Source organism: Nocardia sp. NPDC001965 (genome assembly GCF_053594175.1).
The window spans coordinates 19,368-42,922 of record NZ_JBSFDZ010000022.1; the positions used below are offsets into that span (position 1 = coordinate 19,368).

At 69.0% G+C, this 23,555-nt stretch carries 23 protein-coding genes and 1 tRNA gene; 11 read left to right on the forward strand and 13 right to left on the reverse strand.

Annotation, left to right across the window (positions count from 1 at the left end):
• Positions 1-76 precede the first annotated feature (76 nt).
• A complete protein-coding gene (gene egtA / locus ACWCPQ_RS25370) occupies positions 77-1,396 on the reverse strand; it encodes an ergothioneine biosynthesis glutamate--cysteine ligase EgtA (RefSeq protein WP_449903121.1) in 1,320 nt (439 codons plus the stop codon).
• Positions 1,397-1,609: 213 nt separating this feature from the next.
• On the opposite strand from egtA, the gene ACWCPQ_RS25375 reads away from it, so the two are divergent.
• Positions 1,610-2,782 (forward strand): aminotransferase class V-fold PLP-dependent enzyme, encoded by a 1,173-nt coding sequence (locus ACWCPQ_RS25375; protein WP_449903123.1) that lies wholly within the window; start codon positions 1,610-1,612, stop codon positions 2,780-2,782.
• A 143-nt stretch (positions 2,783-2,925) separates the two neighbouring features.
• On the opposite strand, the gene ACWCPQ_RS25380 is transcribed toward ACWCPQ_RS25375, so the two are convergent.
• From ACWCPQ_RS25380 to ACWCPQ_RS25390, 3 genes are all read right to left on the reverse strand, one after another.
• Positions 2,926-4,422, reverse strand: coding sequence for an MFS transporter (locus tag ACWCPQ_RS25380; protein ID WP_449903126.1), 1,497 nt, complete (start codon positions 4,420-4,422; stop codon positions 2,926-2,928).
• Positions 4,423-4,729: 307 nt separating this feature from the next.
• The gene (locus ACWCPQ_RS25385; RefSeq protein WP_449903128.1) at positions 4,730-5,533 is read right to left on the reverse strand and encodes a hypothetical protein; all 804 of its coding nucleotides are present in this window, start codon (positions 5,531-5,533) and stop codon (positions 4,730-4,732) included.
• 108 nt (positions 5,534-5,641) lie between these two features.
• Positions 5,642-6,181, reverse strand: coding sequence for a lipoprotein LpqH (locus ACWCPQ_RS25390; protein WP_449903130.1), 540 nt, complete (start codon positions 6,179-6,181; stop codon positions 5,642-5,644).
• 131 nt (positions 6,182-6,312) lie between these two features.
• Here ACWCPQ_RS25390 and ACWCPQ_RS25395 point away from each other — a divergent pair, with 131 nt between their 5' ends.
• The 4 genes from ACWCPQ_RS25395 to ACWCPQ_RS25410 are packed head-to-tail and all read left to right on the forward strand — an operon-like array spanning position 6,313 to position 11,576.
• The gene (locus tag ACWCPQ_RS25395) at positions 6,313-7,680 is read left to right on the forward strand and encodes a hypothetical protein (RefSeq protein ID WP_449903133.1); all 1,368 of its coding nucleotides are present in this window, start codon (positions 6,313-6,315) and stop codon (positions 7,678-7,680) included.
• Positions 7,680-8,789 (forward strand): hypothetical protein, encoded by a 1,110-nt coding sequence (locus tag ACWCPQ_RS25400; protein WP_449903135.1) that lies wholly within the window; start codon positions 7,680-7,682, stop codon positions 8,787-8,789. The genes ACWCPQ_RS25395 and ACWCPQ_RS25400 overlap by 1 nt, the downstream gene beginning before the upstream one ends.
• A 1-nt stretch (position 8,790) precedes the next feature.
• The gene (locus ACWCPQ_RS25405; protein ID WP_449903137.1) at positions 8,791-10,302 is read left to right on the forward strand and encodes a tetratricopeptide repeat protein; all 1,512 of its coding nucleotides are present in this window, start codon (positions 8,791-8,793) and stop codon (positions 10,300-10,302) included.
• A 47-nt stretch (positions 10,303-10,349) separates the two neighbouring features.
• Positions 10,350-11,576 carry a CHAT domain-containing protein gene (locus ACWCPQ_RS25410; RefSeq protein WP_449903262.1) on the forward strand — a complete coding sequence of 409 codons (1,227 nt, stop codon included), beginning with the start codon at positions 10,350-10,352 and terminating at the stop codon, positions 11,574-11,576.
• Between the two features lie 505 nt (positions 11,577-12,081).
• Here the strand turns inward: ACWCPQ_RS25410 and ACWCPQ_RS25415 are convergent.
• Positions 12,082-12,990: an NADP-dependent oxidoreductase gene (locus tag ACWCPQ_RS25415; RefSeq protein ID WP_449903139.1), complete on the reverse strand. Its 909-nt coding sequence runs from the start codon at positions 12,988-12,990 to the stop codon at positions 12,082-12,084.
• 113 nt (positions 12,991-13,103) lie between these two features.
• On the opposite strand from ACWCPQ_RS25415, the gene ACWCPQ_RS25420 reads away from it, so the two are divergent.
• Positions 13,104-13,571, forward strand: coding sequence for a winged helix-turn-helix transcriptional regulator (locus tag ACWCPQ_RS25420; protein WP_449903141.1), 468 nt, complete (start codon positions 13,104-13,106; stop codon positions 13,569-13,571).
• Here the strand turns inward: ACWCPQ_RS25420 and ACWCPQ_RS25425 are convergent.
• Complete coding sequence (locus ACWCPQ_RS25425; protein WP_449903143.1) at positions 13,568-14,227, reverse strand: TetR/AcrR family transcriptional regulator; 660 nt, start codon at positions 14,225-14,227, stop codon at positions 13,568-13,570. The two genes, ACWCPQ_RS25420 and ACWCPQ_RS25425, sit on opposite strands and share 4 nt — an antisense overlap.
• Positions 14,228-14,342: 115 nt before the next feature.
• On the opposite strand from ACWCPQ_RS25425, the gene ACWCPQ_RS25430 reads away from it, so the two are divergent.
• Together ACWCPQ_RS25430 and ACWCPQ_RS25435 are read left to right on the forward strand one after the other, a co-directional pair.
• Positions 14,343-15,749, forward strand: a complete 1,407-nt coding sequence (locus ACWCPQ_RS25430; RefSeq protein WP_449903146.1) for an MFS transporter — start codon at positions 14,343-14,345, stop codon at positions 15,747-15,749.
• Positions 15,750-15,822: 73 nt separating this feature from the next.
• Positions 15,823-16,209, forward strand: coding sequence for a cupin domain-containing protein (locus ACWCPQ_RS25435; RefSeq protein WP_449903148.1), 387 nt, complete (start codon positions 15,823-15,825; stop codon positions 16,207-16,209).
• A gap of 28 nt (positions 16,210-16,237) precedes the next feature.
• Here the strand turns inward: ACWCPQ_RS25435 and ACWCPQ_RS25440 are convergent, their stop codons facing one another.
• Together ACWCPQ_RS25440 and ACWCPQ_RS25445 are read right to left on the reverse strand one after the other, a co-directional pair.
• Positions 16,238-17,155, reverse strand: coding sequence for a ribonuclease Z (locus tag ACWCPQ_RS25440; protein ID WP_449903150.1), 918 nt, complete (start codon positions 17,153-17,155; stop codon positions 16,238-16,240).
• Complete coding sequence (locus ACWCPQ_RS25445) at positions 17,156-17,413, reverse strand: hypothetical protein (protein ID WP_449903264.1); 258 nt, start codon at positions 17,411-17,413, stop codon at positions 17,156-17,158.
• On the opposite strand from ACWCPQ_RS25445, the gene ACWCPQ_RS25450 reads away from it, so the two are divergent.
• A complete protein-coding gene (locus ACWCPQ_RS25450) occupies positions 17,351-17,488 on the forward strand; it encodes a hypothetical protein (protein ID WP_449903152.1) in 138 nt (45 codons plus the stop codon). The two genes, ACWCPQ_RS25445 and ACWCPQ_RS25450, sit on opposite strands and share 63 nt — an antisense overlap.
• 45 nt (positions 17,489-17,533) lie before the next feature.
• Here ACWCPQ_RS25450 and ACWCPQ_RS25455 read toward each other — a convergent pair whose 3' ends face one another.
• The 5 genes from ACWCPQ_RS25455 to ACWCPQ_RS25475 all read right to left on the reverse strand — a co-directional run bounded on the left by ACWCPQ_RS25455 (position 17,534) and on the right by ACWCPQ_RS25475 (position 21,642).
• The gene (locus ACWCPQ_RS25455; protein ID WP_449903155.1) at positions 17,534-18,622 is read right to left on the reverse strand and encodes a hypothetical protein; all 1,089 of its coding nucleotides are present in this window, start codon (positions 18,620-18,622) and stop codon (positions 17,534-17,536) included.
• A 61-nt stretch (positions 18,623-18,683) separates the two neighbouring features.
• The gene (locus ACWCPQ_RS25460; RefSeq protein ID WP_449903157.1) at positions 18,684-18,938 is read right to left on the reverse strand and encodes a hypothetical protein; all 255 of its coding nucleotides are present in this window, start codon (positions 18,936-18,938) and stop codon (positions 18,684-18,686) included.
• Positions 18,939-19,059: 121 nt separating this feature from the next.
• On the reverse strand, positions 19,060-20,040 hold the full coding sequence (locus tag ACWCPQ_RS25465; RefSeq protein WP_449903159.1) for a ribose-phosphate diphosphokinase: 981 nt from the start codon (positions 20,038-20,040) through the stop codon (positions 19,060-19,062).
• Between the two features lie 15 nt (positions 20,041-20,055).
• Positions 20,056-21,528 (reverse strand): bifunctional UDP-N-acetylglucosamine diphosphorylase/glucosamine-1-phosphate N-acetyltransferase GlmU, encoded by a 1,473-nt coding sequence (gene glmU, locus ACWCPQ_RS25470; protein ID WP_449903161.1) that lies wholly within the window; start codon positions 21,526-21,528, stop codon positions 20,056-20,058.
• A gap of 43 nt (positions 21,529-21,571) precedes the next feature.
• Positions 21,572-21,642 (reverse strand) — tRNA-Gln (locus ACWCPQ_RS25475).
• 355 nt (positions 21,643-21,997) lie between these two features.
• Here ACWCPQ_RS25475 and ACWCPQ_RS25480 point away from each other — a divergent pair.
• Together ACWCPQ_RS25480 and ACWCPQ_RS25485 are read left to right on the forward strand one after the other, a co-directional pair.
• Positions 21,998-22,660 carry a TetR/AcrR family transcriptional regulator gene (locus ACWCPQ_RS25480; protein WP_449903266.1) on the forward strand — a complete coding sequence of 221 codons (663 nt, stop codon included), beginning with the start codon at positions 21,998-22,000 and terminating at the stop codon, positions 22,658-22,660.
• A gap of 162 nt (positions 22,661-22,822) precedes the next feature.
• Positions 22,823-23,470, forward strand: coding sequence for a TetR family transcriptional regulator (locus ACWCPQ_RS25485; protein ID WP_449903164.1), 648 nt, complete (start codon positions 22,823-22,825; stop codon positions 23,468-23,470).
• The last annotated feature ends 85 nt before the right edge of the window (positions 23,471-23,555 follow it).

The following is a 23,555-nucleotide window of genomic DNA, read 5'->3' on the forward strand; positions in this document are numbered from 1 at the left end:
GGGTGACGGTCACGATGCTCTCCGCTCGTCGACGGGTGATCGGTGGGGGTGGGTGCCACGTACCGAGGCGGCGCGGTCAGGCATGGTGCGATTCGTCCTGTGGTGCCCGGCCGCCCGCACACCGCCGGACAGCGGACCGCAGCGCAGGACCGGGGTCCGGGTGGTGCGCGGCAGCGGCCTCCAATACCGCGACGGCGGCCGCCCGCAACTCCGGATCGGCGAGACCGAACCGCGCGGCGTCCTGCCAGCGGCCGGTCGTCGCGCCCGCCGCGGCCGTCGCGTCGGCGACAGCGGCCGGGGTGGACAGCAGGGCGTCGAGGACGGTGATCGGGACCGTCCAGCCGTCGCCGGGTTGTGCGTCCAGATAACGGACCTCGAAGTACCCGGCGGGCCGGACCGGCGGGAAGAGGGTGGTCAGATGGTAGTGGAGATCATCGATATCGGGGCGGCGGCCGATCACCTCGTCCAGGCCACCGGACAGCCAGTCGCCGAAGGTGGCATCCGGCGGGGCCGCCCAGGCGAGGTGTTCGGGACGCCGGACGCACAGCAGCGGCGCATCCAGCGCCCAGGACGCGTAACCGGTGACCGGGTCGGCCCAGTCGGCGACGGGCGGGCAGGCACGTGCCGGGTCCAGGTGCAGCCAGGTGCGCATCCGCTGGGACGCCCATTCGCCGGTGGGCGCGCCACGAAGCGCCGGGGAACATGCGAAAGCGGTGATCAGGGCGGGGCCGACGGCGTGCAGGGCGGTCCACCGGGCGGTGAGTTCGGCGAGGTCGCCGCCGATATCGAGGCTGACCTGGGCCGCCGCGGTATTGCTCATCATGAGCCGACCGAAGGGGCCGATCCGGGTGAAATAGTGCTCCATCGCCCGATAGCGGGGTGATTCGAGCTGGCATCGGGGGGTGCGGGCCGGATCGGCGGCGGCGGCGATCATCCGGATGGATCGGGCGCGCAGGAGTTCGCGCAGCCGCTGTTCGTCGGCGCGGAGCCGGGCACACAGGTCGGCGGCGTCGGAGACGGCGATGCTGGAGAGTTCGATCTGCCCACCTGGTTCTACGGTGACACGGCTGCCACCGGGCAGGGCGTGGGCGGGGGAATCGGGCGCGATGGCGCGGGGTGCGTAGGGGCCCAGAGCCTGGGCCAGCAGTTCGGTCGTGGGCCGGGCACCGTCGAACAGCTGATATGCGCTGCCCGCGGTCGGTCGTTGTGCGTTCCGGCGGGCCGTACGACCGGTACGGCAGATGGTGAACCATTCGAGTTCGGCGCCGATGAGACGGGGCGGGCCGACTTTGAAACAGACACCGCCGATATAGGCTTCGGCCGCCGCTCGGCTGGACAGAGCCGGGTGTGCTGGTAGGTCGCTGGTCGATTCCGGATGTTCGAGTGTGACCGCCATACCAACCTCCGTGCGGCTTCTCGCTGGTTCGTAATTCGCGTGTTCGGTCCGGGCCGCTGCCCGAGCGGTGTGTTCGATTGTCGGTTCGTCATCGATCGACGGTGGCGCACGATCCGGACGCCCGGCCGAGCTCCGCGTGGAATCCAGAGTAGCGAGGAGCACGGACACATTTGCGGCGCGAACGCGTCACGGATCCGTCATAGGCTCGGGTGCATGGTCGATGAGCAGCGAGTACGTGACGATACGCCCGGCGTCGGGGCCGGTTCGGTCTTCTTGGACAGTGCGGGGTCCTCGCTTCCACCGCGGGTGGTCACCGAAACGGTGATCGCCCATCTGCGGCGGGAGGCCGAGATCGGGGGGTACCGGGCGGCGAATGAACGCCTCGACGATCTGGCCGCGGTCAAGGAGGCGATAGCGACCCTGCTGAACACCACGCCCGGCACCATCGCCCTCGGCGACAGCGCCACGCGGGGCTGGTCGGACTTCTTCTACGCCGTTCCGCTACGTCCCGGCGACCGCATTCTCGTCTCCGGCGCCGACTACGCCAGTAATGCCATCGCCGCCCTGCAGCGCGCCCGGGCCGCCGGGGCCCGGGTGGAACAGATCCCCAGCGACGACACCGGCCGGCTCGATACCGATGCGCTGGCCGCGATGCTGGACGACCGCGTACGGCTGGTGTCGCTGCTGCACGTGCCCACCAACGGAGGTCTGGTGAATCCGGTGGCGGCGGCCGCGCGGATCGCGCGCGAGGCCGGGGCGCTGGTACTGCTCGACGCCTGCCAATCCGCGGGCCAGCTACCGCTGGATGTCGTCGAGCTGGGGGTGGACGCGTTGTCGGCGACCGGTCGCAAATGGTTGCGCGGTCCGCGTGGTACCGGATTCCTCTATCTGCGGCCGGAACTGGCCGCCTCGATGGAACCGGGCCGGCTCGATCTGCACAGCGCGCAGTGGACCGGGCCGGACGAGTACCGGATGGCGCCGGACGCGTCCCGGTTCGAGTTCTGGGAGCACGATGTCGCGGCCCGGCTCGGGCTCGGGGCCGCCGTGCGCTACCTGCTCGAACTCGGTCCGGAGGAGGTTTACGCGGCGGTCGCCGAGCGGGCCGGATACCTCCGGGGCGCACTGGGTGAACTGCCCGGGGTGACGGTGCGGGATCTGGGGGTACAGCACAGCGGGATCGTCTCGTTCACAGTGGCCGGAACGCCGCCGGTGGAGGTCCGGGACCGTCTGCTCGGCAAAGACATCACCGTGACGGTCAGTCATCGCGGGTCCACGCTGCTGGATATGTCGGCCCGTGGGCTGGATTCGGTGGTGCGCGCTTCGCCGCACTGTTTCGTGAGCTTCGACGAACTGGACCGTTTCGTGGCGGCTGTCGCCGCGATCTGAGCGGATCTACCCGGCAACGACATCCGGATCGGCCCACGATCCGCGCGGCCGGGCCCCTATCCGGCCGCCGGATTCGATTCGCACTGTGACGAATCGGCGAGCCGGTCGCGCCACCACGCGCGACCGGCTCGGCACTCCGTGGTTCAGCGGGCGAAGACCAGACCGCCTTCGTCGGTATCGGTCACCTTGTCGGGTGCGCAGACCTGCACGATCCGGCGCGGTAGTGCCACCGCGACCAGCGCGCCGAGGACCGCGGTCGCGGCACCGACGAGGAACGCCACGGTGAAACCGCCATCCAGGTAGAACACGACCCCCCGGGTCGTTTCCGGTGGGATCGGCGCGACGTAGGAATTGTTCATGACCGTGAACGCGATAACCGGGAGTACTGCCGGAAAGACGCTCTGCGACACCCCGACAATGCTCGCCGTACCGGCCTGCAGCTGTGGCGGCACCGCTTCGATCAACAGGTTCGGCACCGCCGCGTACGCCATGCCCATACCGGTGCCGAACACTGCGGCGAACGCGATGAGCAGCGTCTTGTTGTCGTGTACGGCCGCGGTCAGCGTGAACCCGGCGGCCATCAGCAGCATGCCGCAGGTCATCAGGACGCGGGGCCGGATATCGCGGCCGACGAGCAGTCCGACCAGCACACCACCGATCACCACCATCAGGCCGATCGGTGCCTGGAAGATCGCGAAACCCTCCGCCGTGACACCGAATCCGTATCCGAGCCCGAGCATGTCCGGTGTCATCGCGAGCATCGGCAGCAGGATGGTGAACAGGCCACTCGAGCCGTAGCAGAGTCCGGCACCGATCGTGGTCAGCAGGACCGGACGGCGCCGCAGTACGCCGAGATCGATCAGCGGGTCCCGGATCATTCGCGCGGTTGCCGCCCAGACGAGCAACAGCACCACGCCGCCGGCCAGGTACGCGACCGTCGATCCGGCGCGCCAGCCCCAGGCCGGCCCGAAGCTCACCGCGACGAGCACCCCGGCGATACCGCCGCCGAGCAGCACTGCCCCGATCAGATCGATCCGCGAACGCAGTCGTACCGGCGATTCGGCGGTGGTCAGGAAGATCAGCGCGCCGAGGACGGCGAGGCCGATCACGAAGAACCAGAAGATGCTGCGGAACCCGTGGTTGTCGATGAGCCATCCGGTGAGGAAAGGCGCGGGGATCGCGATCAACCCCATACCGCTGGTCGCGATGCTGACGGCCAGCGCGATGGTTTTCGCCGGGAACACATCCCGGATCAGCGAATAGCTCAGGAACAGGCAGGGGACCAGCAGGCCGGTGAGTGCCCGGCCGGCGATGAGAACCGCGTAGCTGCCCGCGACCGCGGAGACGAACGATCCCACCGTGGCCACGGCGACGCAGCCGAGCAGGGCGCTGCGTTTGCCGTACATATCCGCCAGTTTGCCGATCAGCGGTGCGGTCACGGCCCCGACCAGCAGGAACGAAGTGAGCAACCAGGCGCCCTGGGTGGTCTGGTAGTGCGCGGCGATCGAAGGTAGCGCGGTGGAGATCATCATGTAGCTCACCGCGAGCATTTCCAGTAGCAGCACGATCGCGGCGAGCGAGAAGATCAGACGCGGCGTCCAGCGCTGCGGGGTGTCGGATGGGAGGGTCGAGGCGACCATCAGCGGTCCTTTCGGGTGGTTCCCGCATTCGACGAGCAGCCGGAATGCGTAACCGACATCACACTTTCCCCGGGCGGATCGCAGGGCCGGAAATCCCATCCACTGGGAGATGGATATGCCGGATAGGTAGATCGAGGCATGGAAACGCAGCTGACCAGCAAGTACTGCGTGTAGCAGGGATCGGCGATCCCGCACCCCGCGGCCAACCCGGTCATGCGGTGGGCCCGGCGGGTGATGCCGGTACGACATCCGGCGCGGGAACGCCGATGCGCCCGTCCTCGCGGGACGGGCGCGCCGGGCCGGTTGTTCACGCATTGACCGGAATCGACAGCACGACCTCCTTCTCGTTACCGGGCAGATAGTGGGCCGTGACGATCCGGCCCACCTGCACATTGCCGATCGCCGCCGGCGGCAGGAACTTCTCGGAGACCGTGCTGAAGGTGCTGCCGTCGGGACGGGTGATCACCAGCCCCACCGCGACTTTCGAATAGCCGTCGCGGATCTCCCCCGGCACGGTCAGCGACTGGACCACGGCCTGGGCCGCGACACCGCGTGCGGCGATATCCACCTTTTCCTTTGTCGTGAAACCCTTCCGGATCAGCGATTCGTTCATCACCCGCTGCGCCGCCGCAGTGTCACCGGACAGGTCCAGTTCGACCACACCCGGGCGGTCCGGCCGGTAGCGCACCGGCAGGACCACACCGGGTGCCAGCAGGGCGAGTTCGGTCAGGGGCACAATCGTTTTCGCGACCGCGTCGAACCGCTCGCCCTGCGCGCCTTCGACACCGAACTCGATCCGGATCTGCGGCTGGTCGTTCAGGGTGACGCCGGTATGGGTGAACGACCGCACGGTCCCCAGACCCAGTGGGGCATCGCGGAAATCGCCGGTGTTGCGACCGGTCAGCGCCGTGACGATACCCGTGCCGGTGAAGGCGAAAACGGTGACGACCAGGCTGAGCGCGATGATCGGCAGAGCCAGGAAACCGTTGAGCCAAGCCAGCTCGGCGGGTTCGTAGACGCTGCCGGCCCGGTAGGTCAGGCCGTGCCAGAGATAGAAGCCCACGGCGAGGGCGGCGCCGGCGAGGGCGGTGAGACGCAGGGTGCGGATCATGATTTCTCCTGAAGGTTGTGGTCCGGATACCTGGCCACCTCGTCGCACCGGACGTTCGGCGGGAACCGAGCGTGCGGGGCGACGAGGAGCCGGATGCCCGGCCCGCGATCAGCCGCCGACGACCGTCGAGCAGGCGAAGGTGATCTCGAAGGCCGCTTCGGCGGGTCCGGCGAGCGGGTCGGCCATATCGGGCGCGCCGATGCCTTTGCCGGTCACCGTGTAGGTGTCGCCGTCCTTGGTCAGCTGGGCGGAACCGCCGGGCTGGCCGTTGCCGTAACCGACCGCGTAGGGCATTCCGTTCGAACCGCCCTGACTGCCCGCGATGGCCACCGCCTGCACGGTTGTGTAGTCGACGATGCTGGCGCTGACGCTCAGCTGGCCGTACCGGGCGTTCGCGGTATCGGTCAGCGCCAGCGCCAGGGTGTTGCCCTGCTTCGCGCAGGTGGTCTCGAAGTTCGCCTCCAGCGCCTTACCGTCGACCTCGGCAGCCGACGTGCCGCCGCCGGTGGTGGTGTCGCCGGCTGCGGTGGAGGTATTCGGGCCTGCCGGTGCCGCGGTGGTGCTCGTATCCTCACCGCAGGCGGACAGCAGCAGGGTGGCGGAGGCGGCGAGGGCGACGGCGCCGAGGCGGAAGATCGTGGCGTTCATGGTGGTTCCTGTTCTCTCGGTGTTCCGGCCCGGTGTTCGTGGCCGTTAGGAGAAAAGTAGGAATCGGCGCGCGCCTACCGATCCCAACTTTCGGCACCGCCACCGGGGCGCTACTCCGATAACCTGGGGTCATGCGACGACCGCGGGCCATGGTGCTCGATGAGGTGTGGCGCGGTCTCGGGGGTGTCGAGGCGTTGAGCGGACCCGCGGGTGGGCCGCTGCGCCGGACCGTGAAATCGATCCTCGATCCGCTGGTCATCCGGCCGGTGCAGTATCCGAGCTGCGGGGGCGCGGTGCTGACCCCCGACGGCGCGACACTGCTTGCCGCCCGGGTCTATGCCCAGGCCGACGCGCTGCGGGCGACCGCCGCCTGGTTCACCCTGCTCAAACAGGTCCGCCGCCGGTTGCGGATTACCGAGGGCACCGCTCAGGATCTCTACTTCCAGCGTTGTTTCGAACTGGCCGTCACCCGGGGCCACCCCGATCCGGACCGGGACCGGGTCCGGGCCGAGGCGGTACTGCGCGAGATCCACGGCTTCACGGCCGGGCGTACCACCCAGGCGCTCAAGGACCATCTCACCGATTCCGCGCGGACGGCGCTGCTCGATGATCTGATCGGCACTGCGTGGGGCCGGCGCCCGGCGCCGCCCGCGGTACCGGTCGAGTACACCGGCGCGCTACGGCAACTCCTGGAACACGCGGTCGCGACCCGCTCCGGGGTCGACTCCGGCACCGGGCGCCGGTTGCTCGGGGAACTGGTTGCACAGAATGTGGGAACACATACAGGAATCGAACTGTGGCGCTGCGAGACCCCTGCTTCGTCCGCCGGTCTCGGGCGCGCCCACGAGCTGGGACTGACGGTTCATCCGGCGCCGCGCCGTCCGGCCGTGGGTGCGTCGGCGTCCACTGCCACCCTCGGCCTGCCGTTCGACCGAACCGTCCACGAGCGGGTTTTCACGGTGTTGCAGGTTTCCACCGAACGAGCCGAGCTGCCGCCGATTCCGGACCTGGTCACCACCGAGATCGCCCGCAGCTGCGCGCCGTGGGCACTGCTCGGTGAATCGCTGCGCCTCACCGCGGCGGCCGGAGTCGAGCTGGCGCTCGGGCTGGCGCCGATCACGCCACCGCAAACCCGGGACATATCGGGGGCCGCCGCCGAGTCGGCCGCCCAGCAGCTGGTGAACAGCAGGTGGCAGCGGGAGGCCTATGTGCTGCAGGCGCGCCGGCTGGCGATCCATCCGGTGTCCGGGGACCGTGATCCGCTCGCGGTCATCGCCGCCGAACTGCGCACGCCGTGGCGCCCGTACCTGCGGCGGCTGTGGGTGCGGCTGCACGGGCGAGATGTCCGGGAGATACCGGTCACCGAACTCGACGAGTTGTGGGATCTGCTGGACGGGGTGGCACGGTCGGTGGCGCTCGATCATCGCACCCGGGTCCGGAAGGCGTTGAGCGCACGGACGGTACCGGAGCCGGAGACGGCCGAACCGAGGGCAGTCTGATGGTCGACACTGTGCGTATCCGGCTGATCGGGCCCGGCCGCTGGAGTATCGTGCCGGGCGACTCGCCCGATCCGGCGGCGGCCCCGGGACTGGACACCGCTGTCCTGGAAGTCGGCGGCGGCTATCTGAGCTGGAATCTGCTGGCGGGCCGGCCTGTTCCGGCGGCGATCCTGCACGATCTCGATACCGCTCAGGAGTGGCTGTGGGCGCTCTACGGTGCCGAGGTCGCGGTGGCCGCCGACGAGTACACCGATCCGGTCGAACTGCCCACCCGTCCCGAACGGCCCGAACTGGCAGCCGCGGTGCGCCGGCTCGGCTACGCGCACTGGGCGGCACGCTGGTGGCCCGCCTCGACCGTGGACGGTATTCCCGCGCTCGATCCGGCCGAACTGGACCGTGAGATAGCGGAGTTGAGCGAATTCTGCGAGAGCATCGTCGACGGTGCCGACGCTCCCGATGCCGCCACCGACCCGGACGTTCTCGCGGCGCCCGGACCCGCAAGGGCCACCGACTACGCGCTGGCGGCCGGTGGGCGGCCGAGCGGCGCCGACACTGCCCTCGTCCTCGAAAGGGGCAGCGCCGGATGGGATTGGCGGCATTGCCCGCCCGGTATCGTCGACGCTTCCGAACGGGCGGTGTCCTGGGAACTCGTCCGGGTCCCGGGCGGTAGCACTCTCCGGGTACGGGTGGTCGCCGCGCCGGGGCTGCGCGCGGATCCGCCGGAGCATCTGCGACCTCGGGCGCTGGTCCGGACAGGCGCCGGGATCCGGGCCGCCGCCTTGGTATTGAACGGGGATACCTGGTCGGCGGTGGTGGCCGATACCACCGCGACGGTCTCCGATATCGAGATCTACGTGCCGGGCGTGGGAGCCGCCGCACCGGCGGGTGCCGGATCACCGGCCGATCCCGCGGTGCCGGAGAACCGGCCCATGACCGATCCCGCGGCCGATATTCGGCAGCGCGATCTGATCAGGGAACTGGCTCACGCCCGGCTGCGCCGTGCCGGGCAGGCCATTTCCGCGGCGGCCGGCGAAACCGCGGCGGGCCCCGTCGATATCACCCCCTTGCGCGCCGAGGTCGCGGCCGCCGAATCGGAGTCGGATTTCTGAGATGAGCGAACAAGATCCGCCCGGGCTGGAGCTGCTCTACGAGGGCGCGGCCGCGTACCAGCGCGGGGATATCGCCGCGGCGCTGCGAATTTTCGAACACGCGGTGGCGACCACCACCGGCGGTCTCCGCACCAGTGCCCTGATCAACGCCGCGAGTATGTACGACGAACTCGGTGACCATCAGGGCGCCGCGACCCGGTATCGGTCCGCGCTGGACCAGATCCCGGCCGACGCCGTCGAGAAAACGGCCTCCACACTGATCAACTATTCGCAAGCGCTGCAACATCTCGGTGCGCTCGACGACGCACAATCGGCTCTGGAGAAGGCGCATGACCTGCTCGCCGACGCCGAGGATCTGGGTGTGCTGCGTGTTTCATGTCTGCTGTCGCTCACTGCTGTGGCGACCCACCGCAGTCAATGGAACCGGGTCGTCGAAATCGCCACCGAATCCCTGCACGCGGCAATGCGTTTCGCCCCGCATCTCACCGGGCATCCGCTGATGAACCTGGCCGGTGCCTATTTCGAGACCGGTCGCCGTGAGCTCGGCGTGGATTTCGCCCAGCAGGCATTGGCGGCGTTCACCGCGGCGGGTGACCACAACGCGGTCGCAGACACGCAGCAGAATCTGGCCCAGCTCTTCAGCCGTCTCGACCGGCTCGACGAGGCGGAGCGACTCGTGCTGGCCAGCCAGGAGTACTACGAACGGGCCGGACTCGGCTATCGGGCCGGGGTCGGCTGGAAGCTCCGCGGCTATCTGGCCGAATGCCGCGGTGAGGCCGACCGGGCCGAGGAATGGTACGGGCGCAGCCTGGACTGTTTCCGGAGTTCCGGTGCCGTTCTGGACTCCGCTTCCGTGCAGTGCCGCCTCGCCACCGTGGCGTACGCGCGGGGGGAAGTCGGGGCGGGGCAGCAGCTGCTCGGCGCGGCGTTCACCGTCTACGCCGAACGCGGGCTCGGCCTGCAGTGCGCCCAGCTCGACTTCTGGCACGCGGTGCTGGTCCAGATGGTGGTCGACGATATGGAATCTCCGCCGGACGAACTGCTGGCGCTGGGCCGTGCGCTTGCCGTGCCGGCCGCGATCGCCATCGACGCGGTGCGCTACACCCTGCCGGGCGGCCATCAGCGGGATCAGTGGAACCGGGAGGTCGCCGATCCCGCTGTCCGGCTGGCCTTCCGATTCGCCCACCTGTGCCGGGACGGTCAGCTGCTCATCGATCTGATCGAAACACAGTGCGCGGGAACGACGTTCGATACCGCCTCCGGCGATGGGGTGGAGCGTCCGCTGTTCCCGCTGGACAGTTCCGTGCAGCCGTCCGGCGTCGAGCCCGCCCCGGGCCCATTGCATCTGGGTGCCGCACTCGCGCGAGTCGCGGCATCGGCCGGGCTTCCGGTGTCGCCGCCGCCGCGACTGGCCGTGCCGCCCGGCCCGCGTATCGCGCTCGGCGACTACATCGCGGCCGCCGAACAGCGTTACGGTCGGCGTGTCCGCGAGGACCGGGTGATCGCGCTGTGAGCGACCGGGATCCCGAGCGGGTCGATCGGCCGACCGTGCTGGTCCGGATGGCCGACGCGGGCGATGTGTACGTCTCGTGGCGTTGGTTCGGCCACGATGCCGCACCGGGTGTCACGGCGCTGCCCGGTGCCGAGATCGACAGAGTGGTGGGCGAGCTCGCGGCCGCGCTCCCGGACCCCAGTAGCCCCGGCGGCCTGGAACGTACGCTCACCACCGGCGCCCTCGCCGCAGCCGATTCGGAATACCTGCTGGCACGCGATCTCTCCCGGGCGCTGCTGGCCGAGGGTCTGGCGATCCAGTTGTATTCGCTCCACCAGCAGGGGATCCGTCCACTCATCCGGCTCCAGCCCTCGCCGAGGGTCGCCCAGGTGCCATGGGAGATCCTGGCCCCGGCGCCGGAACTCCGGTTGATCGATATCGCCGATATCGGCCTGCTGGCACCGGCGGGAATCGTGCACGCCCCCGGCCGTATCGGACGTTCCTGGGAGCGGACCCGCGGATTGCCGGTGGTGGCCGTCCTCGATCCCCGGGTGCCCGGCTTCCGCGCCGATTCCGAACTGGGTTCGGTGCTGGGCCGGATGACCCATCCGACTCCGCTGACCGAACGCATCGGGGAACATATCCGTGCGGGCCGGATCCGGCCCGAGATCGGCGAACCCGCCGAGATCTTCCGCCGCACCGATCTCGATCGTGAATGGCTCTCGCGCGCGTTGCGCGCCGGTGCCGCCCGGCTGCTCTACGTCGGCCATGTCACCGCCGCGCGGCCGGAATCCGGGCAGAGCGAGAACACCGAACTGCACCTGTCCTGTTCCGTCGATACGGTCGGATTCGCCGAACCGCACCGGGCCCATCGCCCGCTGTCCGCCAAGGACCTGCTGCTGGGCACTCATACGCTCGAATCCGAGCCGGTAGCGGGTCGGGAATTGTGGCCCGTGCCCAGCCGCGTCGCCCTCATCGCCTGTGAGAGCGGCGGCGACCTGCGATTCACCGAGGCGCTGGGCCTGATCGCCGCCATGATCACCGGGGGCGCTGAACTGGTCACCGCGACCCGCTGGCCGTTGCCCACCGATCTCGCCTTCCAGCGTCTCGGTGGCGCGACCGGCGCCGCGCCACTGCAAGAAGTGATCTGTGCGGTCGACGCGGCCCACGAAACCACCGACCCGGTCGCTGCTCTCGCACAATGGCAACGCGCCCGGCTGGATGCCTGGCGGGCGACCGGAGCCGTCGTGGACTCGCCGGTGCTGTGGTCGGCATTCGCCACCTTCGCGATTTGACGGACCGCGGTCGCCCGGGTGACGCAATCGAGTCGCCCGGGCGCGGCCGGGTTGTCCGGGTCGGTACATCCTGGGCGGATTCGGCCACTTCGCGGGCGGTCGGCGGGCCGGGCGCGGCGGTGACCGGCGGGCCGGCCCCGGTTCCGGCCGGTCTCGCGTTGTGCCGCAGACGTTTCTGTTCCGGTATACGATCACTGCGGGTGGAGCTCCTCGCTTCCTCGGAAGCGAGGGATACGAAACCCGATGCAGGGTCCGATGTGCTGTGGCGGCCGTGATCGGACCACCGGTGGCACAGTTTCGGCGGTACCACCGGTGTCCCCCGAAGGGTCCGGGGGCCTCCCTGCATCGGGTGAACTTCGTTCGCCACCGACCGGAACCGCGACCGGACTCCTCGATGCACGAATCGTGCCGATAGTGCCGCGGCGGCCGCCGTGACTGCTACCCGGACATCGGGATCCATGAGCGATCGGCCACAGGTGAGCCGATATCGCTCGGTGAGTCCGGCTCAGGGTCGGAGAACATATTTCCCCCGCACCCCGCCCTTGGCGACCTCCCGATGTGCGTCGGCGGCCCGGTCCAGCGGGAGCACCGTGTGTACCCGGGCCGGCAACCGGCCGCTCGCGGTATCGGTGAGGAAACCGGCCAGGCGGGTGCCGTCGGCCTGGACAGATACGGCACGAACCGTGATCCCCCGCTCGGTGGGTGGTTCGGCACCCGGCCGGACACCGACGAACAGGCCGCCGTCGCGGACCAGCGCCAGACCTTGTTCCTGCAGGGTCGCGGCATCGGCCACCGCGTCCCAGCCGGGGGTCGCCGTGACCGCGAAATCGGCGCCGAGTCCGCGTACGAACTCCTCGTCGCCGGCCCGGGCCAGCCCGGTGACCTGCCAGCCGCGTTCCTGCGCGAACCGGATCACGTAACTGCCGACGGCGCCCGCGGCACCGGTCACCAGCAGGCGCCGGCCGTCCCCCACGCCGAGCAGATCCACCAGCTGGGCGGCGGTGAGACTGTTCAGCGGGACGGTCGCCGCGACGGCCGGGTCGAGTCCGTCCGGGATACGGGCGATATCGCTCGCCGGGACGATGACCTGTTCGGCGTAGGTGCCGTAATCGCGGTCGAATCCGCCCACGAGGCCCGCGACGGGGGTACCGATCGGGATATCGACGCCGGGGCCGGTCGCGGCGACGGTACCGGCGAAATCGGTGCCGATACCGGTGTAGGCGGACCGGGTGATCAGTCCGAGGCCGTGGAAGACACCGGCCGTCAAGGCCAGGTCGACGGGGTTGACGGTAGCGGCGGTGATTTCGACCCGTACCCGGCCCGGCCCGGGTTCGGTGACGGGGACATCGATGATCTCGATGGAATCGGGGCCGGCCGGGGTCCGGACGACCGCGCTGCGGAAGGTGCTGGACATATCGCCTCCTGTGGAGATTTCTTCGCTGTGACTCCACAATGGATGGGTAACTCTCCATCGGGAAGTAGGCACCTCGAAGTGCGTATACCACCGCGAGGTAGGAAGGAGCGGTCGTGGCGACGATGACGGCGGCCCAGCAGCGAGCCCGGGACAAGGTGGATTACGACGCGTTCTTCGACGGCTGCCCCAGTCGTCAGCTGCTGGAACGGATCTCCGGAAAATGGGTGGCGCTGGTCCTGTCCGCGCTGGGTAGCGGTGGTCCGCACGCCGGGGCCGACTGTGCCGGTGAGCCGCAGGCGATGCGGTATTCCGAGCTGGCCCGGCGGCTGGCCGGGGTCAGCCAGAAAATGCTCACCCAGACTCTGCGCACCCTGGAGCGGGACGGGCTGGTCGTCCGTACGGTGACTCCGACCGTGCCGGTCACGGTCACCTATGAACTGACCGAACTCGGGCTGTCGCTGCACCAGATCATGCGCGGGATCAAGGTGTGGGCCGAGGCGCATATGGACGAGGTGCAGGCCAACCGTGAGCGGTTCGACGGCGTGGCACCCGTGCCGGAAACCGTCGGCGGGGCCCGCTAGTGCCGCGCCGGGCCGACCAGGCCGGTGATCAGGGCTCGGAGACCGAGTAGGTAGGTGTCCTCGGCGGTGAGTTCGACCCAGCGCGGGCCCACCTCGGCAAGCCGGGGGAGGGTCTCGGGGTCCAGATCCGCGAAGACCTGCGCACGGAACGTCGGGCGGCCGTCCGCGGCGCGCCGCGCGGAGCGGGCGCGGACGATGATCTCGCCCGCGGTGTAGTGCCAGATGATCCGGTAGGCGCGGACCGCCTCGTCGGCGGTGAGGCCGCAGCCGACGGCGCCGTCGATGATGGCTTCGGGGGCCCAGAGTGCGGAAACGCCGAGTAGATCGTCGGCGGCGAGGATCTCGACGAACCAGGAGCGGGCCGTGAGCACCTCGTGTACGGCGAGGGCGGCCGTGACCATCCGCTCCCGCGGATCTTCCGGTAGCGCCGGCCATTCCACGTGTTCGGCGTAGTCCTCGAGCAGTAGCCGCAACAGTTCGTCCTTATCGCGAACGTGGTGGTAGAGGGCCATCGGTGTGCATCCGAGCTCGGTGGCGACCCGGCGCATGGTGAGCGCGCCCGGGCCGTCGGCGGCGACCACCGTGTCCGCGGCGGCCACGATCTCCGAACGGGAGATCTTCGGCGGTCTGCCGGTGCGCGGCGCGGACTCGGTCATGAGGTCATCTTCGCGCATCGGCTTCCCGGCTCTGGACACGGCCTCGCCGCACGGTTACTTTTTATACGTGTATAAAAACATTCGTCGACGGCCTTCCCTCACTCTCGCGGCCGTCGTGACCGCTCAGTTCATGGTCGCGCTGGATATGGCGGTGATGAACGTGGCGCTACCGTCGATCCGCGCCGATCTCGGTTTCGCGCCGCTGGATCTCGCCTGGGTCGTACATATCTATGCCCTGACATTCGGGGGGTTCCTGCTGCTCGGTGGCACCGCGAGCGATCTGTTCGGCCGCCGCCGTCTGCTTGTCGCCGGGCTCGCCGTCTTCGGGATCGCCTCGCTGGCCGGCGGGCTCGCGCAGCAGCCGTGGCAACTGGTGGCCGCCCGCGCGGTCCAGGGATGCGCGGCCGCCGCGCTCGCTCCGGCCGCGCTGGCGGTACTCACCACCACCTTCGCAGAAGGCGCCGCCCGGGTGCGGGCGCTCGGGATCTGGAGCGGGGTGAACGCGGCCGGCGGCGCGAGCGGTGTGCTGGTCGGTGGATTGCTCACCGAATTCGCGGACTGGCGTTGGGTGATGCTGATCAATGTGCCGCTCGTGGTCATCGCGGCCGGTGCGACCGCGGCCGGTATCGGTGCCGACGCCGGGCACGGTGGCAGACGGCTCGACCTGTTCGGCGCTGTCCTGGCCACCGGCGGAATCGGCCTGCTGGTGACCGGGGTCGTCCGAACCGACCACTACGGCTGGACCGCGCCGGTTACGGTCGTCACCGCGGCAGCCGGTGTGCTGCTCCTGGTCGCCTTCGTCGTGGTCGAGAACCGTTCCGCCGCACCGCTGGTGCGGCTCGGACTGTTCGGAAACCGCTGGGTCGCCGGGGCGAACATGTTCGTCTTCCTCGCCGCCGCCGGACAATTCGCCGCGTTCTACCTGGTGTCGCTGTACATGCAGCAGGTGCTGGGTATGGGCGCGGGCGCCACCGGGGCGGCGTTCCTGCCTTTCTCGGTGATGACCGTGCTCGGCACCGTGCTCGCCACGAAAGCGGGCGCGCGCCGGTCACCGCGGGTGACTTTGATGACCGGTGCGATGGTGACAGCCGCCGGTCTGCTCTGGTTCGCCACGATCAGCCCGGACGGCGCCTTCCTCACCGATGTCCTCGGCCCGTCGATCATCGGCGGTCTGGGAATCGGGTTGTGCCTGGCTCCGGCGGCGGTCGCCGCGTCGATGGGAGTCCAGGCCAGGGAGGCCGGTATGGCCTCGGGTGTGTTCAACAGCTCCCGGCAGCTCGGCGGGAGTATCGGGGTCGCGGTGCTGGCCACGGTGGCCGCGAACCGAACCGGCACCGCCGCCGACCCGACCGCGCTCAACAGCGGATACGCGCTCGCACTGACCGTCTCGGCGACAGTATTCGTACTCGCCGCGGTGGCGGCCGCGGTGGTGTTGCCCCGCCGCGCTTCCGCCGCACCGGACGCCGGTGTGGCGTCGGCCCCGTCCTCCGATCCGGCCGCGCCGCCGGTCGTCCCCGCCTGACCCGGCGCCGCGCCTGCCGGCAATCGAAAACCCTGTGCCCCAATTTATTTCACGAAAGACGAAAGGAATCATCATGATCTCCTCCATCGATATGTTCGCTCGCGCACTGAGCTTCCATTCCGGCGGCCGGGTGTCCGACGGCGAACGCCGGATGAGCAGCGGCACCGACGGCTGGCAGCTGGCCACCTTCCACGTGGAGACCGATGCCGAAGTCCATGCCGACCACTGGGAGATGCATCCGGCGTCCGAGGAAGCGGTGTGCTGTCTGTCCGGCGCGTTCCGGCTCTATCTGCGCCCGGCCGGTCCGGGCGATACCGGAACAGAGGTGCGGCTCACCGCAGGAACCGCGTTCGTAGTGCCACGTAAACGCTGGCACCGGCTCGAACTGGAGCAGCCGTCCGACATCATGTCGATCGGGCTGCGCGACGGTACTCGGATCGAGCCGGTCGCCGGGCCGTGACGGCCGGCCGCCACCGGCATCGAAAGAATCAGCGGCGTGTGGGGAACGGAATGTGATCCAGATCCGCGGCGATCACGATATCCCCGCCGAACACCCGCTGTGCTTCGGTGAGATGCCGGTCCAGGTCGGGGTAGCGCTGCGAGAAATGGGTCAGGACCAGCGTTCGGGCGCCGGCGTCGGCCGCGATCCGGGCCGCCTGTGCCGCGGTGAGATGGCCGTGTTCGGCGGCCAGCTGCGCGTCGGCGTCCAGGAAGGTGGCTTCGATTACGAGCATGTCCACGCCCGCCGCGAGTTCTGTTGCGCCCGAGCAGACCCGGGTGTCCATGACGAATGCGAAACTCTGCCCGCGCCGCAGCGTGCTCACCTCGTCGAGGGTCACTGTCCGGCCCCGCCAAGCGATCTCGCCCTCCCGTTGCAGGCGGCCCACGACCGGACCGTGCAGGCCCAGTTCGTCGAGCCGCTCCGGCCGGATCGTGCGATAGTCCGGCTCGGTCAGCCGGTAGCCGAACGCCTCCACCGGATGGTCGAGCCGGGCGGTGACGATCTCGAACGGGGCGCCGGGAGCGGGTAGCGCGCCCGGGCCGGTGATCGGCCGCTGCCGCAATTCCACCGCGCGGTGGTAGGCGGTGGCATCGCAGAGATTGTCGAAGTATCGCTGACCCGAGGCTGGAAAGTAGGTGTCGATCGGATGCGGGACCCGATCGAGATTGATCCGCTGGACCACCCCCGCCAGACCCAGGCTGTGATCACCGTGGAAATGGGTTATGGCGATCCGGGTGAGATCGGTGGCGGAGATCCCGGCCCGGATCATCTGTCGCTGGGTGCCCTCACCCGGGTCGAACAGTACGGCCTCGCCACCCCAGCGCAGGATGTATCCGTTGTGGTTGCGCCGGGTGGTCGGCACCTGGCTCGCGGTGCCCAGGACGACCAGTTCCCGCTGGGACATCTATCCGCACCACGGCGGCAGCGCCGCCCCTGCCGCCGTCGCGAATCCACCGGCGCCTTGTTCGTCGCGCATGGGCCAGACGATATCCGTCGCCGCCGCGGCGTGCTGAGCATGGGCGAAAAGTGCGGTTCCAGGAAGACCGGCCGAGGGGCGGACACGGAATTCTCGATACAGCTCCGGTAGGAAGCCGGCCAGATGACGCATATCCTGACCGCAGTGGTAGAGCAGGTCGCGGGCCAGATCCAGACGCAGGATCAGGTCGGCGGGATCGGCGGCGGCCCCACGCTCGACCGCGCTCCCGACCCGGGCCCGGCGAACGCGGTGACCTTGTGACGCTCCACAACAACACCGGTAGCCGCGGTGCCGGGCCGGTCGCGATCAGCCGGCCGATTCGTTGGGCACTATTTCGGTCCCGGTGAGGAGCAGACCGACGACCACGCCGACGACCAGGCATATCGCCGCCGCGATGGCCGCCCATTTGCCCAGCGGTTCGCCCCGGATATGACCGACCACACCGAGCACGATCCCGGCGGCACCGAACACGATGGGACAGAACAGCAGCGAGACCGCGGCACAGACGAAGCCGATGATGGACAGGATCTGTGGTCCCGAACGTTCCGGTTCCCGGGTGGCGCCGTAGGGCTGGTACTGCTGTTCGGGGTAGGCCGGATAGCCACCGGGCCCACCGCCCGACCCCTGCGGCCCGCCCGGCGCACCACCGGTGCCGGGCCACCCCTGCTGCGCGCCGGGAGCACCGCCCCAGCCCGGCTGCTCCTGCGCACCCCAGCTCTGCTGCTGCCCCGGCGCGTCCCAGCCCGGTCGGCCCCCGTATCCGGCTCCGGGCTGTCCGCCGTATCCGCCGCCGGTCTGCTCGTACCCACCTCCGTAACCGCCCGGTGGGTACTGACCACCCGGTGGCTGGTAGGGCGACCCACCCGGCGGCTGTCCGTAACCCGGCTGTCCACCGGGTGGCTGTTGCTGCCAGGCCTGCCCCGGTGCCTGTTCCTCGGGCCGGGCCGACCACGCCTGCGGGGGCACTTCACCGCCGGGCGGCTGCTGTTCCGGTGCGCCCGGCTGCCAGCCCTGCGCGAACGCCGCCGAACCCGTATCCGGCTGTTCGTCTGTTCCCGGCCGCGCCGCGTCGCCGGGCCGGGATTCGCGGCCGAGCAGCTTCGGCAGGTACTCGGTGGGCGGGTCATCGGAGCCGGCCGGCGGTGTCTCGGCGGGCTCGGGCGGCTGCGGGGCAGCGGGAGAGGGGCCGCCCCACGGCGGCTCGGGGGCGTGCGTGGGGGTCCGACCGGCGTCGGGCGGCTGCGGGGCGCCCGGAGTGCGGGACGGTTCGTCCGGAGATTCCCGGGGGCGCTCCGTGGACGGATGCTCGGCTGCGCCGGAATCGGGTTCCGGCCGGCCTGTGCTGTTGTCCTCCGGGGTCTCGCCGGAGTCGCGCGGGTCCTGCGGTGTGCTCATCACGTCTCCTCGTTCGTAGCGTCGAGGGCTCGTAGGCCGGTACCGCGGTGCGGGCGCAGCGTCAGCTGTCGGGTTCGTCCTCTATATGGATGGCGGCGGCCTCGGCGGGACGATCGTCGTCGTTCTCGGCGGCGCGGTCGCGGCGGTCCGGTTCCTGCCGAAGTTCCTCGGCTATGCCGAGCCGGCCGTCGTCATCGCCTTCGCGGTTGCGAATGCGCAGATCGGCGGGCGGGTCCTCGATATAGCGTTCGTAGGCGCGGACCTCGTCCTCCTGCTCGTCGTCACCCATGTCGGGCTCTCGTGGTTCGCGATCCATACCAACCAGTATGCGCTGCCGTGCGGTCCCGCCGGGGGACCGTGACCAGCGGTGTCGGGTTTGTCGCCGGAACGTCGAACGGCCCCGGACCAGCGGGTCCGGGGCCGTTCGACAGGATGTATCAGGCGTTGCCGTTGAACAGTCCGGTCACCGAACCGTTCTCGAACACCTCACGGATGGTGCGGGCCAGCAGCGGCGCGATGGACAATACGGTGAGCTGCGGGAACTTCTTGTCCTCGGTGATCGGCAGGGTGTTGGTCACCACGACCTCCTTGGCGCCGCAGGACGCGAGACGCTCGGCGGCGGGGGCACTCAGCACACCGTGCGTCGCCGCGATCACCACATCACCGGCACCGGCCTCACGCAGCACGTTCACCGCGCCGGCGATGGTGCCACCGGTGTCGATCATATCGTCGATCAGGATGCAGGTACGGCCCTCGACCGAGCCGACCACCCGGTTCGACTTCACCTGGTTGGGGACCAGCGGGTCCCGGGTCTTGTGGATGAACGCCAGCGGCGCCCCGTCCAGCGAATCCGCCCACTTCTCTGCCACCCGCACCCGGCCGGAGTCGGGGGAGACCACGGTGATGTTGTCGAGGCTGTAGTTGGTGCGGACATATTCGGCGAGCTGCAGCTGCGCGTGCATATGGTCGACCGGGCCGTCGAAGAAACCCTGGATCTGGTCGGTGTGCAGATCGACGGTGACGATGCGGTCGGCACCCGCGGTCTTGAGCAGATCGGCGACCAGACGAGCCGAGATGGGCTCACGGCCGCGGTGCTTCTTGTCCTGGCGGGCGTAGGGGTAGAACGGCAGGATGGCGGTGATCCGCTTGGCCGAACCGCGCTTGAGCGCGTCGATCATGATCAGCTGTTCCATCAGCCACTGGTTCAGCGGGGCCGGGAAACTCTGCAGGACGAAGGCGTCCGAGCCACGGACCGACTCCTCGAAGCGGACGAAGATCTCCCCGTTGGCGAACTCACGCGCGGTCTGCGGGGTGACATGAACGTCGAGTTCCTTGGCCACCTGCTCGGCTAGTTCTGGGTGCGACCGTCCGGCGAAGAGCATCAGGTTCTTCTGGTTGTCGATCCATGACGCGGTCACTGCTGGTTGCCATCCTTAAGCTTTGTTGCCCGATCCGGTGTTCTCATCGGCCGCGAGCGCTTTCGCCGCCGCGTCTGCTGCAGCAGTACCTGGACGCTTCCGCTGCACCCAGTTCTCGATATTGCGCTGTGTACCCCCGGACACTGCCAACGCGCCCGGCGGAACGTCTTCCCGCAGTACAGTACCTGCCCCGGTATAGGCACCGTCACCCACGGTCACCGGCGCAATGAACATCGTATCGCTGCCGGTTCGTACGTGGGAGCCGACCACGGTCCGGTGTTTGTTCACCCCGTCGTAGTTCACGAACACACTGGATGCTCCGATGTTGCTGTGCTCGCCGATGGTGGCGTCGCCGATATAGGTCAGATGCGGGACCTTGGTGTGCCGGCCGATATCGACGTTCTTGGTCTCGACGAAGGCGCCGATCTTGCCGGACTCGCCCAGCACCGTGCCCGGCCGCAGATACCCGAACGGCCCGACCGTCGCCTTCGGACCGATCGTGGCGGCATCCCCGTGCGTCCGGATCACCCGGGCGCCGTCGCCGACCACCATGTTCGTGAGCGTGGAATCCGGTCCGATCTCGGCGTCCTCGCCGATCACCGTGGTCCCCAGCAACTGGACCCCCGGGCGCACCACCGTGTCGCGGCCGATCCGGACATCGGTATCGATCCAGGTGGTGGCGGGATCCATGATGGTCACCCCGGCCCGCATATGCCGCTCCAGGATGTAGCGGTTGAGCGTATGGGCCGCGGCAGCCAGCTGCACCCGGTCGTTCACCCCGGTGACCTTGGCCGAATCGACCAGCCGGGCGCCCTGCACCGGGTATCCCGCTTCGCGGGCCAGCTTCAGGACATCGGTGAGATAGAGCTCGTGCTGGGCGTTGGCGGTCGACAACCGGCCGAGCATGGTGCGCAGCACCGCGGCGTCGAAGGCGTACACACCGGAATTGACCTCGCGGATCGCGGCCTGATCGGGAGTCGCGTCGGCATGCTCGACGATCTCGGCGACCTCGCCGTCGGCGTCGCGCACGATCCGGCCGTAACCGTTCGGATCGTCGGGCACGAAGGTGAGCACCGTGACGGCGGGACGCTCCGGATAGCTCCGATGCTCGTCGAGCAGGGCGGACAGGGTGTGCCCGTCCAGCAACGGGACATCACCCGAGGTGACGATCACATCGCCGGTGAACTCGGCGGGCAATCCGGTGAGCCCGATCTGCACGGCGTGCCCGGTCCCGAGCTGCTGCTCCTGGACGACCGGCACGATCTCCCGGTGGAGCTCCGCGGCCACCGCGGCCGCGGCCGCACCAACCTGCTCACGATCGTGGCCCACCACGGTGACCAGATGGTGCGGGTCGATGGAATCGGCCGCGTACAACGCGTGCGCCAGCATGCTGCGCCCGGCCAGCGGGTGCAGCACCTTGGGGGTCTTCGACCGCATTCTCGTACCGGCACCTGCGGCTAGCACGATGACGGCGGTCTGCTCCTGCATGAATCTCCCTCGGGCCGACGATGGTCATCGTGCACGCGAGCTGCTCCGCCGCCAGGACTCGAACCTGAACTATCTGAACCAAAATCAGAGGTGCTGCCATTACACTACGGCGGACTGTCACACCGGTAGGTACCCGAATCCCACCGCTGTGCCCCGGCACGGCAACGATACTCGCATGCCACCCCGGGATACGTCGAACCGTGGTGGTGGCGACACGCCAGCAGGCAGCACGATGCCTCCTTTCCGTGGTCGGCGGGCTACCGGCGCCGCCCGGGTGACTCCGGCCGCCGCGGGTCTGGGACAGTTGACTCGATGGTTCTGGTCGCAGGTCCGGCTCCGGCCCTCCGCGACCCCGATAACCAGGGAGGTGGGAAACGTGTCGTCGGGAGAACCGAGAACAACCGAGGAGTTGCGGGCCGCCGGTGACACCGAAGAGGTCACCGAACAGGTCCCGGCGGCCAGACAGCGGATGACCGGTACCCAGCGGCGCCAGCAGTTGATCGAAATCGGCCGTGCCCTGTTCGCCGAGCGCGGATACGACGCCACCTCCATCGAGGAGATCGCGCAACGCGCCCTGGTTTCCAAGCCCGTCGTCTACGAACACTTCGGCGGCAAGGAAGGGCTCTACGCCGTCGTCGTCGACCGTGAGATGTCGATGCTGCTGGACATGATCACTTCCTCCCTCACCAACAACAGGTCGCGAGTCCGGCTCGAACAAGTGGCTCTCGCGCTGCTCACCTACATCGAGCAGCGCACCGACGGATTCCGCATCCTGGTACGCGACCAGCCGGTGTCCTCCACCGACGGCCGCTATTCGAGTCTGCTCAACGAAGCGGTCAACCAGGTGGCGCATCTGCTCGCCGGCGATTTCGAACGACGCGACCTCGACACCAGCCTCGCCACCCTCTACGCGCAAGCGCTGGTCGGCATGGTGGCCACCGCCGCCACCTGGTGGCTGGATGTGCGCACCCCGTCCAAAGAAGTGGTGGCCGCGCACCTGGTGAACCTGTGCTGGAACGGTTTGAGCCATCTAGAGGCCGATCCTCAGCTCAGCTCGGAATGGCCGGCCGTGAACGGCCCGGGCCCGGCGAACTCCCCGGGCGGGCAGCGCAGTTCGCGCAACCGCGAATGAACTACCCGGCGAACTCGGGCGGCCGGCGAATCGAGAGACGTAGCGAACACGGATGGTACGGTTCACCCATCCTCTGGGTGCTGTTCGGGCGGTAAGTCGGTCTACTTCGACAATGTCGGTCTACTTCAGGATGGCTGGTTATTGGGATGACAGGCGGAAGTGATGGCTAGGCAAGCGCGCGCGGAGATCACTCGCGATTCCGTGCTGGCGGGCGCTGCCGACGTCTTTCTGCGCTTGGGCTACGCCAATGCGAGCCTCAGCGAGATCATCGCGCAGTCCAACGTGACCAAGGGCGCCTTGTACTTTCACTTCGGGTCCAAGGAAGAACTGGCCCGCGCGGTGGTCGACCAGGGCAACGAACGCCTCGTCGCCTCCTGCAAGGGATTCTTCGACTCCCGGGTCCCGGCCCTCGAGGCCGCGATCGGTATCACCTATGTCGTCGCCGATCTCTCGATGAACGATCCGATGGTGGGCGCCATGCTCAAACTCACCCACCAGATCGGCGACTACCGCGGCGCCAACGGCGACAATATCGCCAAAACCTGGGGCGACACCTACCGCCTCCTCGCCGAACGCGCGGTCGCCCAAGGCGACCTGCTACCCGACCTCGACCCCGAGACCATCGGCCTGCTGCTGTACGGGCTCACCACCGGAATCCACATCGTGGCAGTCGGCACGGAATCGGTCGACCAGATGGCCTCGCGGATGGAACGAGCCTGGTACTTCCTCCTCCCCTCGGTAGTCCCCGACGACAAGGTGTCGTACTTCCGCGAATTCGCCGCCCGCCGCCTCCGCCGCTACGTGCCGTAATTTTGGCGGCGCCTCCCGCGCGCCGGCGCGCCGAAAACACAGCACCTTCGCGAGCAGGTCGCATGCACCCTGTGGTGAGTGAGCC